The organism is Actinosynnema sp. NPDC049800 (genome assembly GCF_040656635.1).
GTDB lineage: Bacteria > Actinomycetota > Actinomycetes > Mycobacteriales > Pseudonocardiaceae > Actinosynnema.
Window position 1 is genome coordinate 1 of the sequence record NZ_JBFAMT010000077.1, and the last position, 17871, is coordinate 17871.

Here is a 17871-nt window from a genome sequence, read left to right on the forward strand (position 1 = left end):
GGCCCGCGGTGCGCGGCCCCACCCCGAGGGTCGACGGTCACCGCACCCGTTCAGCCGCCCGTGGAGAAGGCGGCGTCGAAGGAGGCCGACGGCGCTTCGAACGCGTTGCGCCGCACGAACTCCAGGGCTTCGGGCGCGCCGACGAGCCGGTCCATGCCGGCGTCCTCCCACTCGACGCTGACCGGGCCGTCGTAGCCGATGGTGTTGAGCATCCGGAACGACCGCTCCCACGGCACGTCGCCGCGGCCGGTGGAGACGAAGTCCCAGCCGCGTCGGGGGTCGGCCCAGGGCAGGTGGGAGCCGAGGCGCCCGTTGCGCCCGTCGCCGACCTGGCGGCGGGCGTCCTTGCAGTCGACGTGGTAGATGCGGTCGCGGAAGTCCCACAGGAAGCTCACCGGGTCGAGGTCCTGCCAGACGAAGTGCGACGGGTCCCAGTTGAGGCCGAACGCGGGCCGGTGCCCGATCGCCTCCAGGGTGCGCACGGTGGTCCAGTAGTCGTAGGCGATCTCGGAGGGGTGCACCTCGTGCGCGAACCGGACGCCGACCTCGTCGAACACGTCGAGGATCGGGTTCCAGCGGTCGGCGAAGTCCTGGTAACCGGCGTCGATCATCGACGGCGGCACGGGCGGGAACATCGCGACGGTCTTCCAGATCGAGGAGCCGGTGAACCCGACGACGGTGCCCGCACCGAGCTTCGCGGCGGCCCGCGCGGTCGCCTTCATCTCCTCGGCCGCGCGCTGCCGCACGCCCTCGGGGTCGCCGTCGCCCCAGATGCGGGGTGACAGGATGCCCCGGTGGCGCTCGTCGATCGGGTCGTCGCACACGGCCTGGCCGGTGAGGTGGTTGGAGATCGTCCACACCTTCAGGTCGTGCTTGGCCAGCACGTCGAGCCGATCGCGCACGTAGTCGTCGTCCTCGGCCGCGCGCCAGGGGTCGAGGTGGTCGCCCCAGCAGGCGATCTCCAGGCCGTCGTAGCCCCACTCGGCGGCCAGCCGGGCGACCTCCTCGAACGGCAGGTCGGCCCACTGGCCGGTGAACAACGTGATCGGACGCGCCATCTCTCGTTCTCCTCTCAGACGTCTCGCCAGGTGCGGGACGCCGCGCTCGCCTCGACGGCGGCCAGGACGCGCTGCAACCGCAGCCCGTCGGCGAACGACGGGGCGGGGTCGGTCCCGGCGGCCACGGCGCGGACGAAGTCGACGGCCTGGTGGGTGAACGCGTGCTCGTAGCCCAGGCCGTGGCCCGCCGGCCACCAGGCGTCGACGTAGGGGTGTTGGGGTTCGGTGACGACGATGCGCCGGAAGCCCGCGGTGGCGGCGTCGTCGGTCCCGTCGTAGTAGTGCAGGACGTTCATGTCCTCGAAGTCGAACGCCAGGCTGCCCGCGGAGCCGTTGACCTCGATGCGGATGGCGTTCTTGCGGCCGTTGGCGAACCGGGTGGCCTCGAACGAGCCGAGCGCGCCACCGGTGAACCGGGCCAGGAACAGCGCCGCGTCGTCCACGGTGACCGGCCCCGTCCCGGCCGACGAAGCGGTGCCCGACAGCCCGGAGTGCTCGGCGGCCAGGGGCCGCTCGGACACGAACGTCTCCAACGTCCCGGACACCTCGCGGATGGTGTCGCCGAGGATGAACTGGGTGGCGTCGACGATGTGCGCGCCGATGTCGCCCAACGCGCCCGATCCCGCCTTCTCCTTCTGCAACCGCCACGACAGCGGCGCGGCCGGGTCCACGATCCAGTCCTGGAGGTACTGGGCCCGCACGTGGTGCACGCGTCCCAGCCGCCCCTGTGCCACGAGGTCGCGGGCGAGGGACAGCGCGGGCACGCGCCGGTAGGTGAACCCGACCATGGCGCGCACGCCCGCCTCGGCGGCGACGGCCGCCGCGGCCGCCATCGCCTCGGCTTCGGCGACGGTGTTGGCGAGCGGTTTCTCGCACAGCACGTGCTTGCCCGCCTCCAGCGCCGCGATGGCGATCTCCGCGTGCGTGTCACCGGGCGTGCAGATGTCCACCACCCGCACGTCGTCCCGGTCCAGCACGGCCCGCCAGTCGGTCACGGCCTCCGCCCAGCCCAGTCGCCGGGCGGCGGCCTCGGTGCGGTCCCGGTCCCGGCCGCAGACCACGGCCATGGCCGGGTGCAGCGGCAGGTCGAAGAAGCGCGGCGCGACGCGCCACGCCTGCGAGTGCGCGGCACCCATGAAGGCGTGGCCGATCATCGCGATACCCAACGTCGCTGTCGTCACAGCGGTGGTCTCCTAGGACTCGAAGGCGGTGGGCAGGTAGCGGTCGACGTTGTCCTTGGTGACGACCGGGGCGAACAGCTCGACCTGGCGCGGCACCTCGACCTCGACCAAGTCTCCGAGGCTCTTGCCCTGCACCGCCAGCCGGGCCAGCCGGATGCCGTCCGCGCCCTGCGTGGAGGGGTAGACCACGGTGGCCTTGTGCAGGCCGTTGCCCGCCTTGATCTCCCGCATGACGTTGGCCGAGCCCGCGCCGCCGACCAGGAAGAACTCGTCGCGGCCGGAGTTCTTGATCGCCGCGGTGACGCCGACGCCCTGGTCGTCGTCGTGGTTCCAGATCGCGTCGATGCGCGGCGCGGCCTGGAGCAGGTTCGCCGCGGCCCGTTCCCCGCTCTCCACGGTGAACTCGGCCGCGACCCGGTTGGCCACCTTCAACCCGCAGTCGCCCAGGGCGTCGGCGAAGCCCTTGCTGCGGTCCTGGGTCAGCGGGAGGGAGTCGATGCCGGCGATCTCGGCGACGACCGCGCCGGACTTGCCCTTGAGCTCCTCGCAGATGTAGGTGCCCGCCGACACGCCCATGCCGTAGTTGTCGCCCAGCACGGTCGAGCGCGCCGCGAACGGGCTGCCGAACTCGCGGTCGACGTTGATCACCGTGATGCCGGCCTTCATCGCCTTGAGCGCCACCGGCGTCAGCGCCGCGCCGTCGAACGGCAGCAGCACGATCGCGTCCACCTTGTCGTTGATGAACGTCTCGACCTGGCTGATCTGGAGGTTGACGTCGTTGGTGCCCTCCACCACCTTCAGCTCCACGTCGGAGTACTTCTCCGCCTCCGCCTTGGCGGCGTTGGTGATCGCGGCCATCCAGCCGTGGTCGGCGGCGGGCGCGGAGAAGCCGATGACGACCTTCTCGCCGGGCTCGTCGTTGGCGACCTTGGCGCCGCCCTGGTTGCCGCTGCCGGCCTGGGGTTCGGGGGTGTTGCCCGTGCAGGCGGTGAGCGCGAGACCGACCGAGAGCGCGGCGATGAGACGGGTTGTTGCCTTGCGTGACATGGGAATGCTCCTCGAAATGGCGGCGGGGTCGGGGTCAAGCACCGCTGCGACGGGCCAACCGCTGCTGGAGCAGGACGGCGACCACGATGATCGCGCCCTTCGCGACGGCCTGCGCGGAGATGGAGAGGTTGTTGAGGGTGAACACGTTCGACAGCGTGGTGAAGATCAGCACGCCGAACACGGTGCCCGCGATCGTGCCGCGACCACCGGACAACAGCGTGCCGCCGATGACGACCGCGGCGATGGCGTCCAGCTCGTAGAGGCCGCCGTGGGTGGAGCTGCCGGTCGTGGTGCGGGCGACGAGCATGACCGCGGCGATCCCGCAGCACACGCCCAGCAACGTGTAGAGCAGCACGGTGTGCCGCCGCACGTCGATCCCGGCCAACCGGGCGGCCTCCGGGTTGCCGCCGACGGCGAACGTCCGCCGCCCGAACGTGGTGCGGTTGAGCACCACCCACCCCACGACGGCCACCAGCGCGAAGATCACCACCAGCACGGGCACGCCGAGCACCGAGGCGTCGAAGAACGCGGAGAAGCCCGGCACGTCCACGATCTGGGTCTTGCGGTTGGAGATGATCTCGGCCAGGCCGCGGGCGGCGGCAAGCATGGCCAGCGTCGCGATGAACGCCACGATCCGGCCGTAGGCGATCAGCAGGCCGTTGACCACGCCGCAGCCGGCGCCCACGGCGAGCGCGGCGAACACGACGACCAGCCAGTGGGTGTCGTTGGCCATGGCCTGGGTGGCGAGCGTCGTGGCCCAGACCGAGGACAGCGCCACGATCGCGCCGACGGACAGGTCGATCCCGCCACCGGTGATCACGAACGTCATGCCGACGCTGACCACGCCGATGACCGAGGCCAGGCGCAGGATGGTGAGCACGTTGTCGACGTCGGCGAACCGGTCGCCCGCGGTGGCCACACCGACCAGGCACAGCAGGACCAGGGCGACGACGAGACCGGTGTTGCGGCCGGCGGCGGACCCGAGCAGCGCGGTGACGCCGCGCTTCGCGTGCTCCGTCGTCGGCGGGTCGGCCGCGGTGGTGGCGGCGGCGTTCTTGCTCATGCGGCGGTTCCTTCCATGACCAGGTCGAGGACCCGGGATTCGTCGATCTCGGCGGCCGGCCCTTCGTGGACCACCCGGCCTTCGCGCACGACCAGCACCCGGTCGGCGAGGCCGAGGACCTCCTCCACCTCGCTGGACACGACGACCACGGCGACGCCGCGGCCGGCCAGGTCGCGGATCAGCTCGTAGATCTCGCTGCGCGCCCCGACGTCCACGCCCCGGGTCGGCTCGTCGAGCAGCAGCACGCGGCACTCGCGGAGCAGCCACCGCGCCAGCACGACCTTCTGCTGGTTGCCTCCCGACAGCGTGCGCACCGCCCGTTCCACGCCCGGCGGGCGGACGTCCAGCGCCGTGGTCAACTCCTGCGTGCGCGCGCGCTCGGCGCCGTTGTCGAGGAAGCCGAACCGGGCGAACGCCGACAAGGTGGACACCGTGACGTTGCGGTACACGGCCTGGTCCAGCAGCAGCCCCTGGCTCTTGCGCTCCTCCGGGCACAGCCCGACCCCGGCGCGCACGGCCGCGCCTACGCTCCCCCGCCGCAGCCGCCGGCCGTCCACCTCGACGGTGCCCGCCGTCGGTTTGCGCGCGCCGTAGACGGCTTCCAGGATCTCCGACCGACCCGACCCGACGAGACCGGCGAGCCCGACCACCTCGCCCGCGCGGACGGTGAGGTCCACCCCGGCGAACCGCTGCCCGGCGGCCAGTCCGCGCACCACCAGCACCTCGGGCGCGGCCGGGTCGACCGGTTCGCGCGGAGGGAAGGCGTACTCCACGTCACGCCCGGTCATGAGCCGGATCAGGTCGGCGGTGCGGGTCTGCGCGGCGGGCAGGCCGGTGGCGACCGTGCGGCCGTCCTTCAGCACGGTGACCCGGTCGCCGATCTCGCGGATCTCCTCCATCCGGTGCGAGATGTAGACGATCGCCACGCCTTGGGCGGTCAACTCCCGGATGACCCGGAACAGGGTGCGCACCTCGTCCTGGTCCAGCACCGCCGACGGCTCGTCCATGATCAGCAGCTGCCCGTCGCGGGACAGGGCGCGCGCCATGCTCACGATCTGCTGGTTCGCCGCCGACAGCCGGCCGACGTCGCGGTCCGGCGGGATGTCCGGGTGGCCGAGCCGCTCGAGCAGGGCCCGGGTGCGGCGGTGTGCCTCGGCGCGGCGGGTGAAGCCGGCCGTGGACAGCTCGTGGCCGAGGAAGACGTTGTCGGCGACGGACAGCCCGGCCACCAGGTCCAGCTCCTGGTAGATGGCCGCCACGCCGCTGCGCATCGCGGCGGTCGGGTTGTCGAACGACACGACCTCGTCCCGCCACCGGATCTCGCCCTCGTCCGGGCGGTGCGCGCCGGCCAGCACCTTGATCAGCGTCGACTTGCCGGCGCCGTTCTGGCCGAGCAGGCAGTGCACCTCGCCGGCGCGCACGTCGAAGTCGACGCCGCCCAGGGCCGTCACACCGGGGAAGCGCTTCACCACGCCCCGGACGGACAGCAGCGGGGCCGTCGTGGTCGTCATACGGTTTCCTCCTGTGCCAGGGGCTTGTCGACCGGCTCGACGAGCACGGGGTCGCGGAAGACGCGGTCGAGGATCTGCGACGCACCGCCGCGCACGGAGCCGGTGAAGCCCAGCGGCGAGAACGCCACCCGCGTGCCGCCGACGTCCCGGGCGAAGACGTGGCCGCGCAGCTCCTCGCGCAGCGAACCGGCGATCCACGGCCGCAGCGCGGCGAAGTAGCCGCCGAGGACAAGCAGGTGCGGGTTGAAGACGTTGACCAGGATGCTCGCGCCGATGGTGAGCCACCGGTCGATGTCGGCGATGGCGGCCAGCACCCGCGCGTCGCCCGCCGCGGCCCGGTCGCCGATCTCGGCGAGCCTGCGTTCCAGGTCCGGCAGCGGGTCGTGCTCGGGTTCGTGGACCGGTTCGCGCTCGGCGACGGCGGCGAGCAGGGCGTTGAGGCCGACGGCGGCTTCCCAGCAGCCCCGGTGGCCGCACGCGCACGGCGGTCCGTCCGCGCGGACCCTCATGTGCCCGACCTCGCCCGCGAAGCCGTGCGCGCCGCGCAGCAGTCGCCCGCCCACCACGACGCCGCCGCCGACGCCGGTCGCGCCGGTGACCAGGATGAGGTCGCCGTCGCGGTCCAGGCCCTGCGCCTCCACCTCGGCCAGCGCCGCGAGGTTCGCCTCGTTGTCCAGCAGCACGGGGTACGGCGGCTCGCCGAGCAACCTGCTGATCTCGGCGACCACCGGCACGTCGGTCCACCCCAGGTTGGGCGCGGCGCGCACCACGCCGGTGTCGGCCTCGACCAGGCCGGGCACGGCGATGGCGACGCCCACCGGGCGGGCCGCGACGCCGACCAGCGCGGCGTCCAGCAGCCGCCCCAGCCGGGCCAGCACGAACGCCGGTTCCAGCGCGGCGGTGTCCAGCGCGATCCGCCGGCGTGCCACGACCTGACCGCGCAGGTTGAGCACGAGCACCGACAGGTAGCCGACGTTGACCTCGGCCCCCACCGCGACGACGTGCTCGCCGTCGAGCCGGATGATCTGGCCGGGCCGCCCGACGGTGGCCCGCTCGGTCTCCCCCTCCCCCACCAGTCCGCGTTCCACGAGCTCGGCCACCAGGCTGGACACGGTGGCCTTGTTCAGCCCCGTCTCCCCCGCGAGCCGGGCCCGCGACCGGGGCCCGTGGTCGCGCAGGTGCGACAGGACGACGGAGAGGTTGTGCCGGCGGACCGTGACCTGGTCCGCGGCCGAGCTGCCCGCGCGCAGGCGAGTCGGCCTGTCCTTCATGGCGCTCCTCGAGGTCGGCCGGGTGGACGTGGGCGTCGGCCGGGGTGGACGTGGGTGGTGGCCCGGCGGTGCCGGTGAGGTGGTGATCACCGCCGGGGTCGGCCGGGTTGTGCCTCGGTGGGTGGCGGCCCGCTGGGGGTAGGCGGGGTGGTGGCACGCCGGTGGGTTGACCAGCGGGTCGGCCGGGTGGCGAGTTGGTGGGTCGGTGGGTTGGTGACCGCCGGCGGCGTCGGTGGAGTGGTGGTCCGCCGGCGGGGTCGGTGGAGCTGACCCCGCCGGCGGGATCGGTCGGGCGGGCCCATGCCGGTGGGCCCCGCCCGGCCCGCTAGAGGTGCGGCAGGGAGTCGTCGTCGCGACCCGGCCGGGGTGTGTACCGGCCGGTGGCCTCGACGTTGCCCGCCACGTCGATCGACCGGTACTCCAGGTACTCCCGGCCGTTCGGCCTGATCTTGATCTCACCGCCCCGGTGGACCTGCCACGCGCCGCCGGAGATCCGGTACTCGGTGCGGGCCACGCCGGAGGTGGCGTCGGAGGCGGTGAGCCGGACCCGGGAGGCGGACGAGCCGCGCTTGGCCGACGTGACCGGCGGCGCGGTGTCCACCTTCACGTCGATCGCCTGCTCGGCGGAGGTGTTGCCCGCCGCGTCGGTCGCCCGCACCGCGACCCGGTGCCTGCCGTCGCCCACGGACACGGCGCCGGTGTAGGGCCGCCACGGGCCGCCGTCGAGCCGGTGCTCCAGCACCGCGACGCCGGACGTCTCGTCGGTGGCGGTCGCCGACACCAGGGCCCGCTGCGTCCACCAACCCTCGGGGCCGGGCGCGTTGTCCGCCTTCACGGTGAGCCGCGGTGCGGTGCGGTCGATCCTGACGGTCGCGGACTTCTCCGCCGAGACGTTGCCCGCGGCGTCGGAGGCGCGGAACGCCACCACCCGCTCACCGTCGTCGGCGAACGACAGGGGCGCCGCGTAATGCGCCCAGTCGCCCTCGCCCACCCGGTACTCGACGCGCACCGGCCCGTTGCCGTCGTCGGTCGCGGAGGCGGTGACGGTCACCGGACCCGTCCACCACCCGCCCGTGCCCGGCGACGCCGGGTCGGTGACGACCGACAGCACCGGGGCCGTGCGGTCGGTGCTCACCCGGAAGTGGTCGAACTTGGCGGGCTTGGACGCGGTCTGACCGCCGCCGAGGGCGAACAGGCCGATCCGCGCACCGGCCAGGTTCTCGTTGACCACCGGTTCGAGCGACGTCCACTCCTGCCCGTCCGCGCTGTAGGACCCGGTGTAGGTCGCGCCGGACTTGGCCAGCCGCAGGTGCCACACGCCCCCGGTGAGGCCGCCGACGCCGGGCTGCGGCTGCCCCACCACGTCGCCGCTCTCCGTCCGCAGCTCCACGCCGCGCTGGACGGGCGTGCCCGCCTCGTTGGTGGCGATGTGGTCGAGCTTCACGTAGTTCGCGTCGTCCGCGTAGGCGATCAGCCCGGCCTGCTGGTAGCGCTCGTCGAACGCCGACGCGTCGACCTCCGTCTCGATCACCCAGTCGCCCTCGGGCGCGTGCTGGAGGATGAAGTTGGCCGGGTCGTCGGCCGAGCCGCCGTAGATGTCGCCGTCGCTGGTGTCGATGCGCAGGCTGCCGTCGGACACGCCGTAGCGGTTCGGGTCGGGTCGGACCACGGCGTTCCAGCGGCACCCGTCCAGCGCGGAGCCCGCGAAGTCGTCGTCCGGCGCCACCGACGCGGTCTCGTCGGGGGTGAGGGTGAACCAGTCGAACTCGGCGTCCACCACCGGGCGGTCACCGCCGCCGCCCACGAGCGAGAGCAGGCCGACCTTGGGGTTCACCATGCCCGCCAGCGCCTTGGTCTGCGGCATGTCGGTGAACGCCTGACCGTCCGCGCTGTAGGACGCGGTCAGGTTCTGCCCGTCGCTGGTGAACCGGACCCAGACCTCGTCGGGGAACGCCGCGCCCAGCGCCGCGGTGTTCGACTCGCCGACCTCGTTGGGCTGCCCGGCCTCCTCGCGGATGAACTGGAAGATCCGGCTCGCCGCGTCGTCGGTGTCCGACCGGGCCTGCAGCACCATCTTGGCGTAGTTGTCGTCGTCGCCGTAGATCACCAGGCCGGCTTGCTGGTAGGCCCGCCGCACGGGCACGCGCACCTTGGCCGTGGCCTGGAACGGCCCGGACGGCAGGTCCTGGAGCACGACGTTGGGCGTGGTGTTGGTGGTGCCGTAGATGTCGGAGTTGGCGGTCGGGATCACCAGCCGGCCGTCGCGCACCGCGAGGTCCTGGTTCTCCCGCACCACGGTGGTCCACCGGTCCCGGTCGAGCGTCGTGCCGAGGAAGTCGTCGGAACGGCCGGAGAAGCAGGTGACGTCGGGCGCGCGGACGGTGATCGGGATGGTCCTCGTCCCGCTCGCGCCCCGCGCGTCGGTCGCGGTGACCTTGGCGGTGAACCTGCCCGCGGCGGTGTAGGTGTGGCTGACCGACGAGCCCGTGGCGGTGCCGCCGTCGCCGAACACCCACGTGTAGCTGATCGGGGTGTCGCCGTCCGGGTCGGTGGCCGACGCCGTGAAGTCGACCTTCAGGGGCGCGGTGCCCGACGTCGTGGTGGCCGTGGCCTCGACCGCGGGCCGCTGGTTGTGCGTCACGCCGCGACCGGCGAACTCCAGCCAGTTCACGTTGACCAGGTAGCTGGTCGTGGTGCTGCCCTGCGGCCTGCGGGTGACGAAGTACAGCTCGGACCCGGCCGGCACGTCGTCGGCGAGGTCGGCGGTGACGGTGGTCCAGTTCTGCCAGCCGCCCGTGGCGGCGAAGGTCGCCGTGCCCGCGAGCGGGCCGTCCGGCGCGCCGACGCGGACCTCCATCCGGCCGCCCTCGGAACCCGACGCCACGCGGAACCGCACCTGGTCGATGCCTTCCAGGGTGGCCGGGCGCAGCGAGAACCAGTCGCCGTCGGTGATGAACCCGATGTTCTGGCCGCCGCCGGTGTCGGTGGTGCTCTCCTTCTCCACGCCCGCCGCGTCGTCGCCGACGCCGTCCGCGGTGCGGCCGGTCGCGGTGTGGAACTCGGCCTCCTTGTGCTTGGGCTGCAGCACCAGGATCGACTCGCCGGTCAGCGGGGACGCGCCGTCGCCGCCCTGGTCGGTGTACTTCGCGGTGAGGACGCCGAAGATGTCCGCGCCCACGTGGCCCTCGTCGCCGGACATCAGCGCCAGGCCCTCGCAGCCGCGGTACTGCTCGTAGCCGTGGGAGTGCTCGTCGTGGCCCAGGGCGGGCTGCACGACGACGTCCTGGCAGTCGACGGAGCCGTCCTCGGCGTCGGTGACCGTGACGCGGTAGGACACCTGGTCGCCGAAGTCGATGAAGCCGCCGTCGACCGGCGCGGTCAACGTGACCACGGGAGGCGTGTTGCCCACGACGATGCGCACGTTGGCGACCGCGGACCTGCCCCCCTGGTCGGTGACGGTGAGCCGGGCGGTGTAGTCGCCGTTCGCGGTGTAGGTGTGGCCGGGCGCGGCCTCGGTGCTGTCGGTGTCGCCGTCGCCGTCGAAGTCCCACGCGAACGTCAGCGCGTCACCGTCGGGGTCGCGCGACCCGGCCGAGTCGAACCGCACGGTCAGCGGCGCGTGCCCGGAGGTCTTGTCCGCCTTCGCGACCGCGACCGGAGCCCGGTCGCCGCGCACGTAGTCGATGCGGTAGACGCCGCTGTCGGCGTTGTTGCCGCCGAAACCGGAGCCCCACTCGATCACGTACAGCGCGCCGTCCGGGCCGAACTGCATGGCGTGCACGCGGTTGAACGCCATGCCGGGCAGCATCCTGCTGATGTCGAACACACCGGTGCCGTCCTCGGTCAGCTGGAGCGAGAACAGCCTGCCGTCGTTCCAGTCGCCCCACATCGCCTTGCCGTCCCAGTAGGCGGGCCACTTGCGCTCGGAGGCGAGGTCGGCGTCGTACCGGTAGGTGCCGCCCGCCATGGGCGCGCCGCTGCCACCGATCTCCGGGTTGCCCGTGCTGGTCTTGCCCTGCCAGATCTTCGTGCCGATCGCGGCGGGCAACTGCGTGATCCCGGTGTTGTTCGGCGAGTCGTTCACCGGGGCGGCGCAGTCGAACTGCTCGCCGGACGCGCCGGTGGCGAAGTCGTAGTCGACGTACGGGGTGTTGTCACCGACGCAGTACGGCCAGCCGTAGAAGCCCGGCCGGTCCACGACGTTCCACTCGACGCGGCCGTCCGGACCACGCCGGGGGTCGCTCTGGCCGCCGTCGGGGCCGTAGTCGGCGACCTGGAGCTTGTTGGTCAGCGGGTCCAGGCCGATGCGGAACGGGTTGCGGAAGCCCATGGCGTAGATCTCGGGCCGGGTCTTGGCGGTGCCGGCGGGGAACATGTTGCCCGCCGGCACGGTGTAGGTGCCGTCGGCCTGCGGGGTGATGCGCAGGATCTTGCCGTTGAGGTTGTCGCTGTTGGCCGAGGAGCGCTGGGAGTCCCAGGCCGAGCGGCCGGCGCGCTCGTCGAGCGGCGCGTACCCGTCGGAGGCGAACGGGTTGGTGTTGTCGCCCGTGGTGATGTAGAGGTTGCCGTCGTTGTCGAACTCCAGCGCCCCGCCCGCGTGGCAGCACTGCTCGCGCTGGGTCGTGACGGTCAGCAGGACCTTCTCGCTGCCAGGCACGATCGCGTCGCCTTGCAGCGTGAACCGGGAGACCCGGTCGACGGCCTCAGCGCCCGCGGGCGAGTAGTACAGGTAGAGGTGGCCGTTGGTGGCGAAGTCGGGGTCCAGGGCGATGCCGAGGAGGCCGAACTCCTGTCCGGTGTAGACGTTCAGGGTGCCCGCGGTGACGACCGCGCCGTCACGCCGGACGACCCGCACCGCGCCGTTGCGGTCGATGTAGAACACGCGGCCGTCGTCGGCGATCGCGAGTTCCATCGGGTTGGCGGTGGTGTCGTCGAGGGTGACCTTCTCGAAGGCGTCGGTCCGGGTGGCCGAGCAGTCGGCCTCCACGACGCCCGCCGCGGTCTGGATGCCCTTGAGCAGGTGGTCCAGGAACGCCGGTTCGGCGTAGGACTCGTCGCCGTGGCCCAGGCCCGTGTACCAGGAGCGCCCGCCGTCGTAGTCCTGGCACCAGGCGATCGGGTGGCTCGACCCCATCGTGCCGCCGCTGTAGCTGGTCTCGTCCAGCTCGGCCAGCACGTGCACCTTCGCCGAGGGGTCGGCGCGGAAGTTGTACCACTCGTCGAAGCGGCGCCACGACTGCGGCAGGCCGGCCGTCGACGGGTGCGCCGGGTCGGTGACCTTGACGATCGCGTCCTGCGGCGCGGGGTGGCCGGAGAAGTAGGCGCCCACCAGGTCGCCGTACCAGGCCCAGTCGTACTCGGTGTCGGAAGCGGCGTGCACGCCCGCGTACCCGCCGCCCGCCTGGATGTAGCGCTCGAAGGCGGCCTGCTGGGTGGCGTCGAGGACGTCGCCGGTGGTGGAGAGGAAGACCACGACCTCGTACTCGGCGAGGTTGGCGTCGGTGAACGCGGCGGCGTCGACGGTGGCGTCCACGGTGAAGCCGTGCTCGACGCCGAGCCGGCGGACCGCGGCGACACCCGCGTCGATCGACGGGTGGTGGAAGCCGGCGGTCTTGGCGAAGACGAGGGCCTTGAACGTCTCGTCGCCGTGGCCGGGGTGCGCCTGGGCCGGTGCGGCCAAGGAGAGCAGCGACCCGAGCAACGCCGCCACGACCCCGATGGTCGACCACCGTCTCCTGCCGCGTCTGGACGAGCTCACCATTGAGGCCTCCAACCCGATGCACACGCCGAACGGCTGATCACAGATTCGTCTGTCGGCTAAACAAACTAATGACGCGTTTTCCGGAGGGTCAAGGTCGACGACGTGTCCACAACTCGCCAATCCCCCTACCTGCCCGGAATCCGCGACTAGCGCATTCGGCGGCTTTACTCCGCCGCCTCGCCGCTGGACACTGCGCGCGCCCGCACGTCCGTCGCCCCGCGCGAAATCCCTTGCAGGGACGGGGATTGAGCCGAACGCAGGAGCGCTGCCGCATGACAGGGGGCAAGACGAGAAGAATCCTGAGTGGACGGTCGAGCACGCGCGCCCGCGACGATCACGGGGCGATCGGCGGGCACCACCCGGCCGACCCGGACCAGAACGACCGGCGCCTCCGGCTCCGGCATCAACCCCGAAGCCCTGACCTGCACTGGCCGATGAGTATGACTCATCGGGCGGGCCGGGGCAACCTCGACTGGTGGTCCATGGCCCCGGCGCCGCCGTCGACCAAACCGGCCGAGTCCGGACGAATTTCACGTCGCGCGGCTCTTCGCCTTGACTCGGCGGCAGGTGACCGCTGTCATGTGTGCTGGAGGCCGTCGCGGGGGCGGCCGACCCCAGGCGCAGGACGGACGCGGGCCGTCCGCTCGCCGAAGCCAAGAGTAGGACGCATCCCGACCACCGTGTGAGGTGTATCCGCCATGTGCCGATCGACGACCTCGTCCGCGCGGGAACCCGACGCCCGCGGGTCGGCTCGCCATGACCGCGGTTGAGCCGGTGGAACTGACCGCGTCGGCCGTCGTGGAGGACGTGGACGAGGTGGACCTCGAACCCACGCCCGGCACGCGACGGCTGCTGCTGCTCATGCGCACGGGTGCGATCGACGAGGCCATCGCGCGGGAGCTGGGGGTCAGCCCCCGCACCGTGCACCGCCGGATCACGCGCCTGCAGAACCTGCTGGGCGTGCGCTCGCGCTTCCAGCTGGGCGTGATCGCGTGCGAGCGGGGCTGGGTGTGACGTCGGCACGACCGTCCACTCCGGACTGCTCCGGGGCACGACCTCGCGGAACCGGCCGGACACCTGTCCGGGCGATTGTGCCGGTCACCGCCGGCGCGTACGGTCCGGTTCGATGATCGAACCGGTTCGAGATCTAGTCCGCCCGAGCGTCCCGATGCCGTCCGCAAGCCTCGGAGGACACGGCGGCGCTCCGGGCGGGGACGAGGAGCGAGCATGGCTCGGGTGCTGGTCCTGACGGCGGACGCCGCCGAGGAACTCGACTCGATGTACCCGGTCTTCCGGCTGCGCGAGGGTGGGCACGAGGCGGTCGTGGCCGCCCCCACCACGCGCGCGGTCAAACTGGTGGTCCACGACTTCGAGCCCGGTTGGGACGCCTACACCGAGAAGCCCGGCCACCTGCTGCCGGTGGACCTGGCGTTCGGCGACGTCGATCCCGAGGAGTTCGACGGCCTGGTGATCCCGGGCGGGCGCGCGCCGGAGTACATCCGGACGAGCCCCGACGTGGCCCGCGTCGTCCGCCACTTCTTCGACCGCGGCCTGCCCGTCGGCACGATCTGCCACGGCCCGCAGGTGCCTGCCGCCCTGGGCCTCCTGCGCGGCCGCACGACCGCGGCCTTCCCGCCGCTGAGGGCGGACATGGAGCAGGCCGGCGCGACGTTCGTGGACGAGCCCGACGTCGTCGACGGAGCGATGGTGTCCTGCCGAGGCTGGCCGGACCTCCCCCTCTGGTCACGTGCGTTCATGGCCGTGCTGGAGAAGTCGCAGGTTCCCGCCTGACCGCACGGCCCTTGGCCGGTCATCGATCTGGACAGCAGATCGGTGACCGGCCAAGGCGTTTCGTGGTCGGCCGACGTGTCCGGTCGGGCGACCGGACACGGGTCAGGCGCGCAGGCTCCACTGCTGGTTGGCGCCGGTCCCGCAGGACCAGAGGATGAGCTTGGTGCCGTTCGCGGTGCCCGCTCCACTGGCGTCCAGGCACAACCCGGACTGCACGCCGGTGATGGTGCCGTTGGCGTTGACGTTCCACTGCTGGTTGGTCTGCCCGTTGCAGTCCCAGATCACCACGGTGGTGCCGTTGGCGGTGCCCTGGTTGTTGGCGTCCAGGCACTTCGTCCCGGCCACCTGCAACTGCTTGCCCGAGGTGTGGGTGAAGCGCTGGTTGGCGCCGCCGTGGCAGTCCCACAGCTGGGCCTGGGCGCCGTTGGTCGTGGCCGACCCGGGGATGTCGACGCACCGGCCGGACTGGCCGCCGACGATCGTGACGCCCTGCTGACCGCCGCCCTGCCGCCGGGCGAGCGACTTCGACTCGGACGACCGGTTGCCCTGCGCGTCCACGACGTAGAGCCGGTAGTCACCGGACGTGGCCGGCACGTCGATGGTCGTCGCGGTGCCGCCCGCCCTGGTCATCGTCGGGCCGACGGCGAAGCTGGTCGTGCCCTGCGGCGCGAGCCAGACGGTCTTCGCCTGGTCGCCTGCGCTGCGGATCGGGATCGAGGCCGTGCCGGCGCCCACGTACGTGCTGTCCGGCAGGACGTAGTCCGGCAGGGAGAGGAGGCTCGGCGGGATGATGTCCCGGTACGCGTCCTCCAGGCCGGAGCTCACCGCGATGCTGTGCGCCGGCGCGGGCCACACGTAGTCCGACGACACGATGATGTCGTGGATGGTGCTGTTCGGCAAGTTCTTGTTGGAGACCTTGTTGATCGGCCCGTAGGTCTGGGTGATGCTCAGGTCGTGCTTGCGGCCGAAGTCGTCGGAGTTGACCATCCACGTGACGTTCTTGTCCACGCTCAGGACGTTGTCGCGGAAGGTGATGTACGCCGAACCCTCGTCCGGGTGGAGTCCGTACTTGTGCCCGGACGGGACGCCTTGGAGGTAGTTGTTGGTGATCGTGGTGTTCGGCTGGCTGCCCAGCGTGTAGATGGGTGCCGTGTCGTTGAGGCGCTGGACCGTGTCGATGATGTGGTTGTGGCTGATGGTGTTGTTCCGCGCGGTGGTCGTGGGGCGGTTGGGTGCGATGGAGCCCGATGAGCCGTCGAAGTTCCACCAGCCCCAGCCCATCGTGATGCCGTTCCACGGCGCCTTTTCGATCCGGTTGCGCTGCACGGTCAGGGTGTCGACGAAGAACGCCGAGATCGGGCTGTGCCCGTTGAACAGCACCGCGCTGTCGTACAGGTAGTTGTTCTTGATCTCGATGTTCTTCGGGAGTCCTTCGACCTGCGCGGAGTACTTCTCGCGGTTGGACGACGTGTGGTCGCCGATGTAGACGTGCTGCGGGTGGCCCACGTTGATGGCGGACCCACCGACGTCGTTGGTGAAGTTCCCGATCAACTGCGTGTTCTGCACGTCGTTGACCAGGGTGATGGCATCGACACCGGTGTGCTGCACCCGGTTGCGGAGCAACTGGATGCCGTCGGCGTTCTCCAGCTGGATGGCGCCCGGCGCGGTGTCGACGTTGCGGTAGTAGTAGGCGTGGAAGTTGCCCTTGACGTACGCGGTGTTGCCCAGGTTGCCCTGCTGGGCCTGCTTGAACGCCGAACCGGCCACGGTGAACAGGTTCCAGTCGGAGTGCTGCACCGTGATGCCGGAGAAGGTGATGTTGCGGGCGTGGTTTGTCGTCGACGTGCCGGCGACCCGGAGCAGGGTGGCCACGTTGTTCGGCGCGTACACCGTCGCCGTCGCCATGTTGTCGGCGGCGGCCTTGTAGTAGTAGACCGTCTGGGCGGCCCGGTCGAAGTAGAACTCGCCCGGCGAGTCCAGGAACTCGTAGGCGTTCATGAGCTTGTGGCTGCCGCCGACCTGGAAGTTGCCGTTGAACGCCCCCTGGGCGATGGCCCCGCCCGGTTGCTGGAACAGCGCGACCCGGCCGGAGCCGTCACTGCTCGTGGTGACCTGGCGGACGCCCACGATGGCGGTCTGCCAGGTGGTCGCCGTCTCGATCTCGAGGTCGTCGGGGTTGCGGGAGATGGCGGGCAGGTCGGCCATGCCGTACTTGGCGCCGTCGCACTGCGAGCCCGATTCCCACGCCCACGGGGCCTGGCCGGCGTTGACGTTGTAAGTGCCGTAGCAGCCCTGGGACGCGATCGTCTTGGTGGCCATGACGGCGCGCTTGTCGTTGACGTAGAGCGCCCGCAGCTTGTTGCCGCGGTTGAGCGGGGCCTTCCAGATGTTGCCGCCGTGCTGCGTCCACCCGGTCACCTGCACGCCGCCGCTCAGCACCGGCGTCTCGTTCTGGTACGCGGAGTACACGACCCGGAACCCGTTCGTGCCCGAGTCGGCGGGGGTGAAGTCGATGGTGCTGCTCACCTGGTAGTTGCCGCCGCGGAGGTACACGAGGATGTCGCCGGTCATGTTCGCGTTGACCGTGCGGACGACGTCCCGCGCGCGCTGCACGGTCTTGAACGGCGCCGTGATCGTCCCAGGATTGGCGTCATTGCCGTCAGGGGCGACGTAGTACGTCGCCTGGGTGGCGGCCGAGGCCTGGAACTGGTCCGCGAAGGTCGGCAGCAGCGCGGCGGACACGAACACCGCGATCGCTACCAACGTTCTCGCGGCGGTCTTGGCTGGTTTCACCTTCTTTGCCCTTTCGCTCGGTCCGATCGGAGTGTTCGCCGCGCACGCCGGCCTCCACCGCGCTGGGGGCAGCTGGGTGGGTTCCCGTCAGGCGATCCGGACGGGGCGGGTGCCGTGCACGATGGGTACTACTGATCCCGGCCTCATCGGCCCGTGCCCGGGACGAGCGACATGACCTGAGCGCAGCGTCGATTGCGGTGGCACAGGCAGGATCCGGACGCGTGGCCTGGTAGTCCATGAGAGCAGCAGCGCCACCCCACGTCAAGCAATAAGTATGCTTATCTGCCGCCCGATCGATGGCTGCCCACGGCAACGACAGGCCGGCAAGACATCCCATCGATTCGCAGGGACCTCGCCACCCCGAGCTTCGCGACCGGTGCCGACTCAAGGCCTTG

At 71.5% G+C, this 17871-nt stretch carries 10 protein-coding genes; 2 read left to right on the forward strand and 8 right to left on the reverse strand.

Features of this window, described 5'->3' with window-relative positions:
* Positions 1-50: 50 nt before the first annotated feature.
* The 7 genes from AB0I91_RS41300 to AB0I91_RS41330 form a co-directional block, all read right to left on the reverse strand.
* Positions 51-1058, reverse strand: coding sequence for a sugar phosphate isomerase/epimerase family protein (locus tag AB0I91_RS41300; protein ID WP_499617050.1), 1008 nt, complete (start codon positions 1056-1058; stop codon positions 51-53).
* Between the two features lie 14 nt (positions 1059-1072).
* Entirely contained in the window at positions 1073-2212 is a 1140-nt protein-coding gene (locus AB0I91_RS41305) for a Gfo/Idh/MocA family protein (protein ID WP_498781992.1), read from the reverse strand.
* 39 nt (positions 2213-2251) lie between these two features.
* Positions 2252-3286 carry a substrate-binding domain-containing protein gene (locus AB0I91_RS41310; protein WP_498781915.1) on the reverse strand — a complete coding sequence of 345 codons (1035 nt, stop codon included), beginning with the start codon at positions 3284-3286 and terminating at the stop codon, positions 2252-2254.
* Between the two features lie 34 nt (positions 3287-3320).
* Entirely contained in the window at positions 3321-4349 is a 1029-nt protein-coding gene (locus tag AB0I91_RS41315; RefSeq protein ID WP_498781916.1) for an ABC transporter permease, read from the reverse strand.
* A complete protein-coding gene (locus AB0I91_RS41320; RefSeq protein ID WP_498781918.1) occupies positions 4346-5860 on the reverse strand; it encodes a sugar ABC transporter ATP-binding protein in 1515 nt (504 codons plus the stop codon). The genes AB0I91_RS41315 and AB0I91_RS41320 overlap by 4 nt, the downstream gene beginning before the upstream one ends.
* Positions 5857-7131: an ROK family transcriptional regulator gene (locus AB0I91_RS41325; RefSeq protein ID WP_499617055.1), complete on the reverse strand. Its 1275-nt coding sequence runs from the start codon at positions 7129-7131 to the stop codon at positions 5857-5859. The genes AB0I91_RS41320 and AB0I91_RS41325 overlap by 4 nt, the downstream gene beginning before the upstream one ends.
* A 325-nt stretch (positions 7132-7456) precedes the next feature.
* Positions 7457-12841, reverse strand: coding sequence for a ThuA domain-containing protein (locus AB0I91_RS41330; protein WP_499641757.1), 5385 nt, complete (start codon positions 12839-12841; stop codon positions 7457-7459).
* An 807-nt stretch (positions 12842-13648) separates the two neighbouring features.
* On the opposite strand from AB0I91_RS41330, the gene AB0I91_RS41335 reads away from it, so the two are divergent.
* Positions 13649-13906: a helix-turn-helix domain-containing protein gene (locus tag AB0I91_RS41335; protein WP_498781924.1), complete on the forward strand. Its 258-nt coding sequence runs from the start codon at positions 13649-13651 to the stop codon at positions 13904-13906.
* A 213-nt stretch (positions 13907-14119) separates the two neighbouring features.
* Positions 14120-14683, forward strand: coding sequence for a DJ-1/PfpI family protein (locus AB0I91_RS41340; RefSeq protein WP_499617062.1), 564 nt, complete (start codon positions 14120-14122; stop codon positions 14681-14683).
* A gap of 102 nt (positions 14684-14785) precedes the next feature.
* Here the strand turns inward: AB0I91_RS41340 and AB0I91_RS41345 are convergent, their stop codons facing one another.
* Positions 14786-17476 carry an RICIN domain-containing protein gene (locus tag AB0I91_RS41345; RefSeq protein ID WP_499617065.1) on the reverse strand — a complete coding sequence of 897 codons (2691 nt, stop codon included), beginning with the start codon at positions 17474-17476 and terminating at the stop codon, positions 14786-14788.
* Positions 17477-17871: the final 395 nt, after the last annotated feature.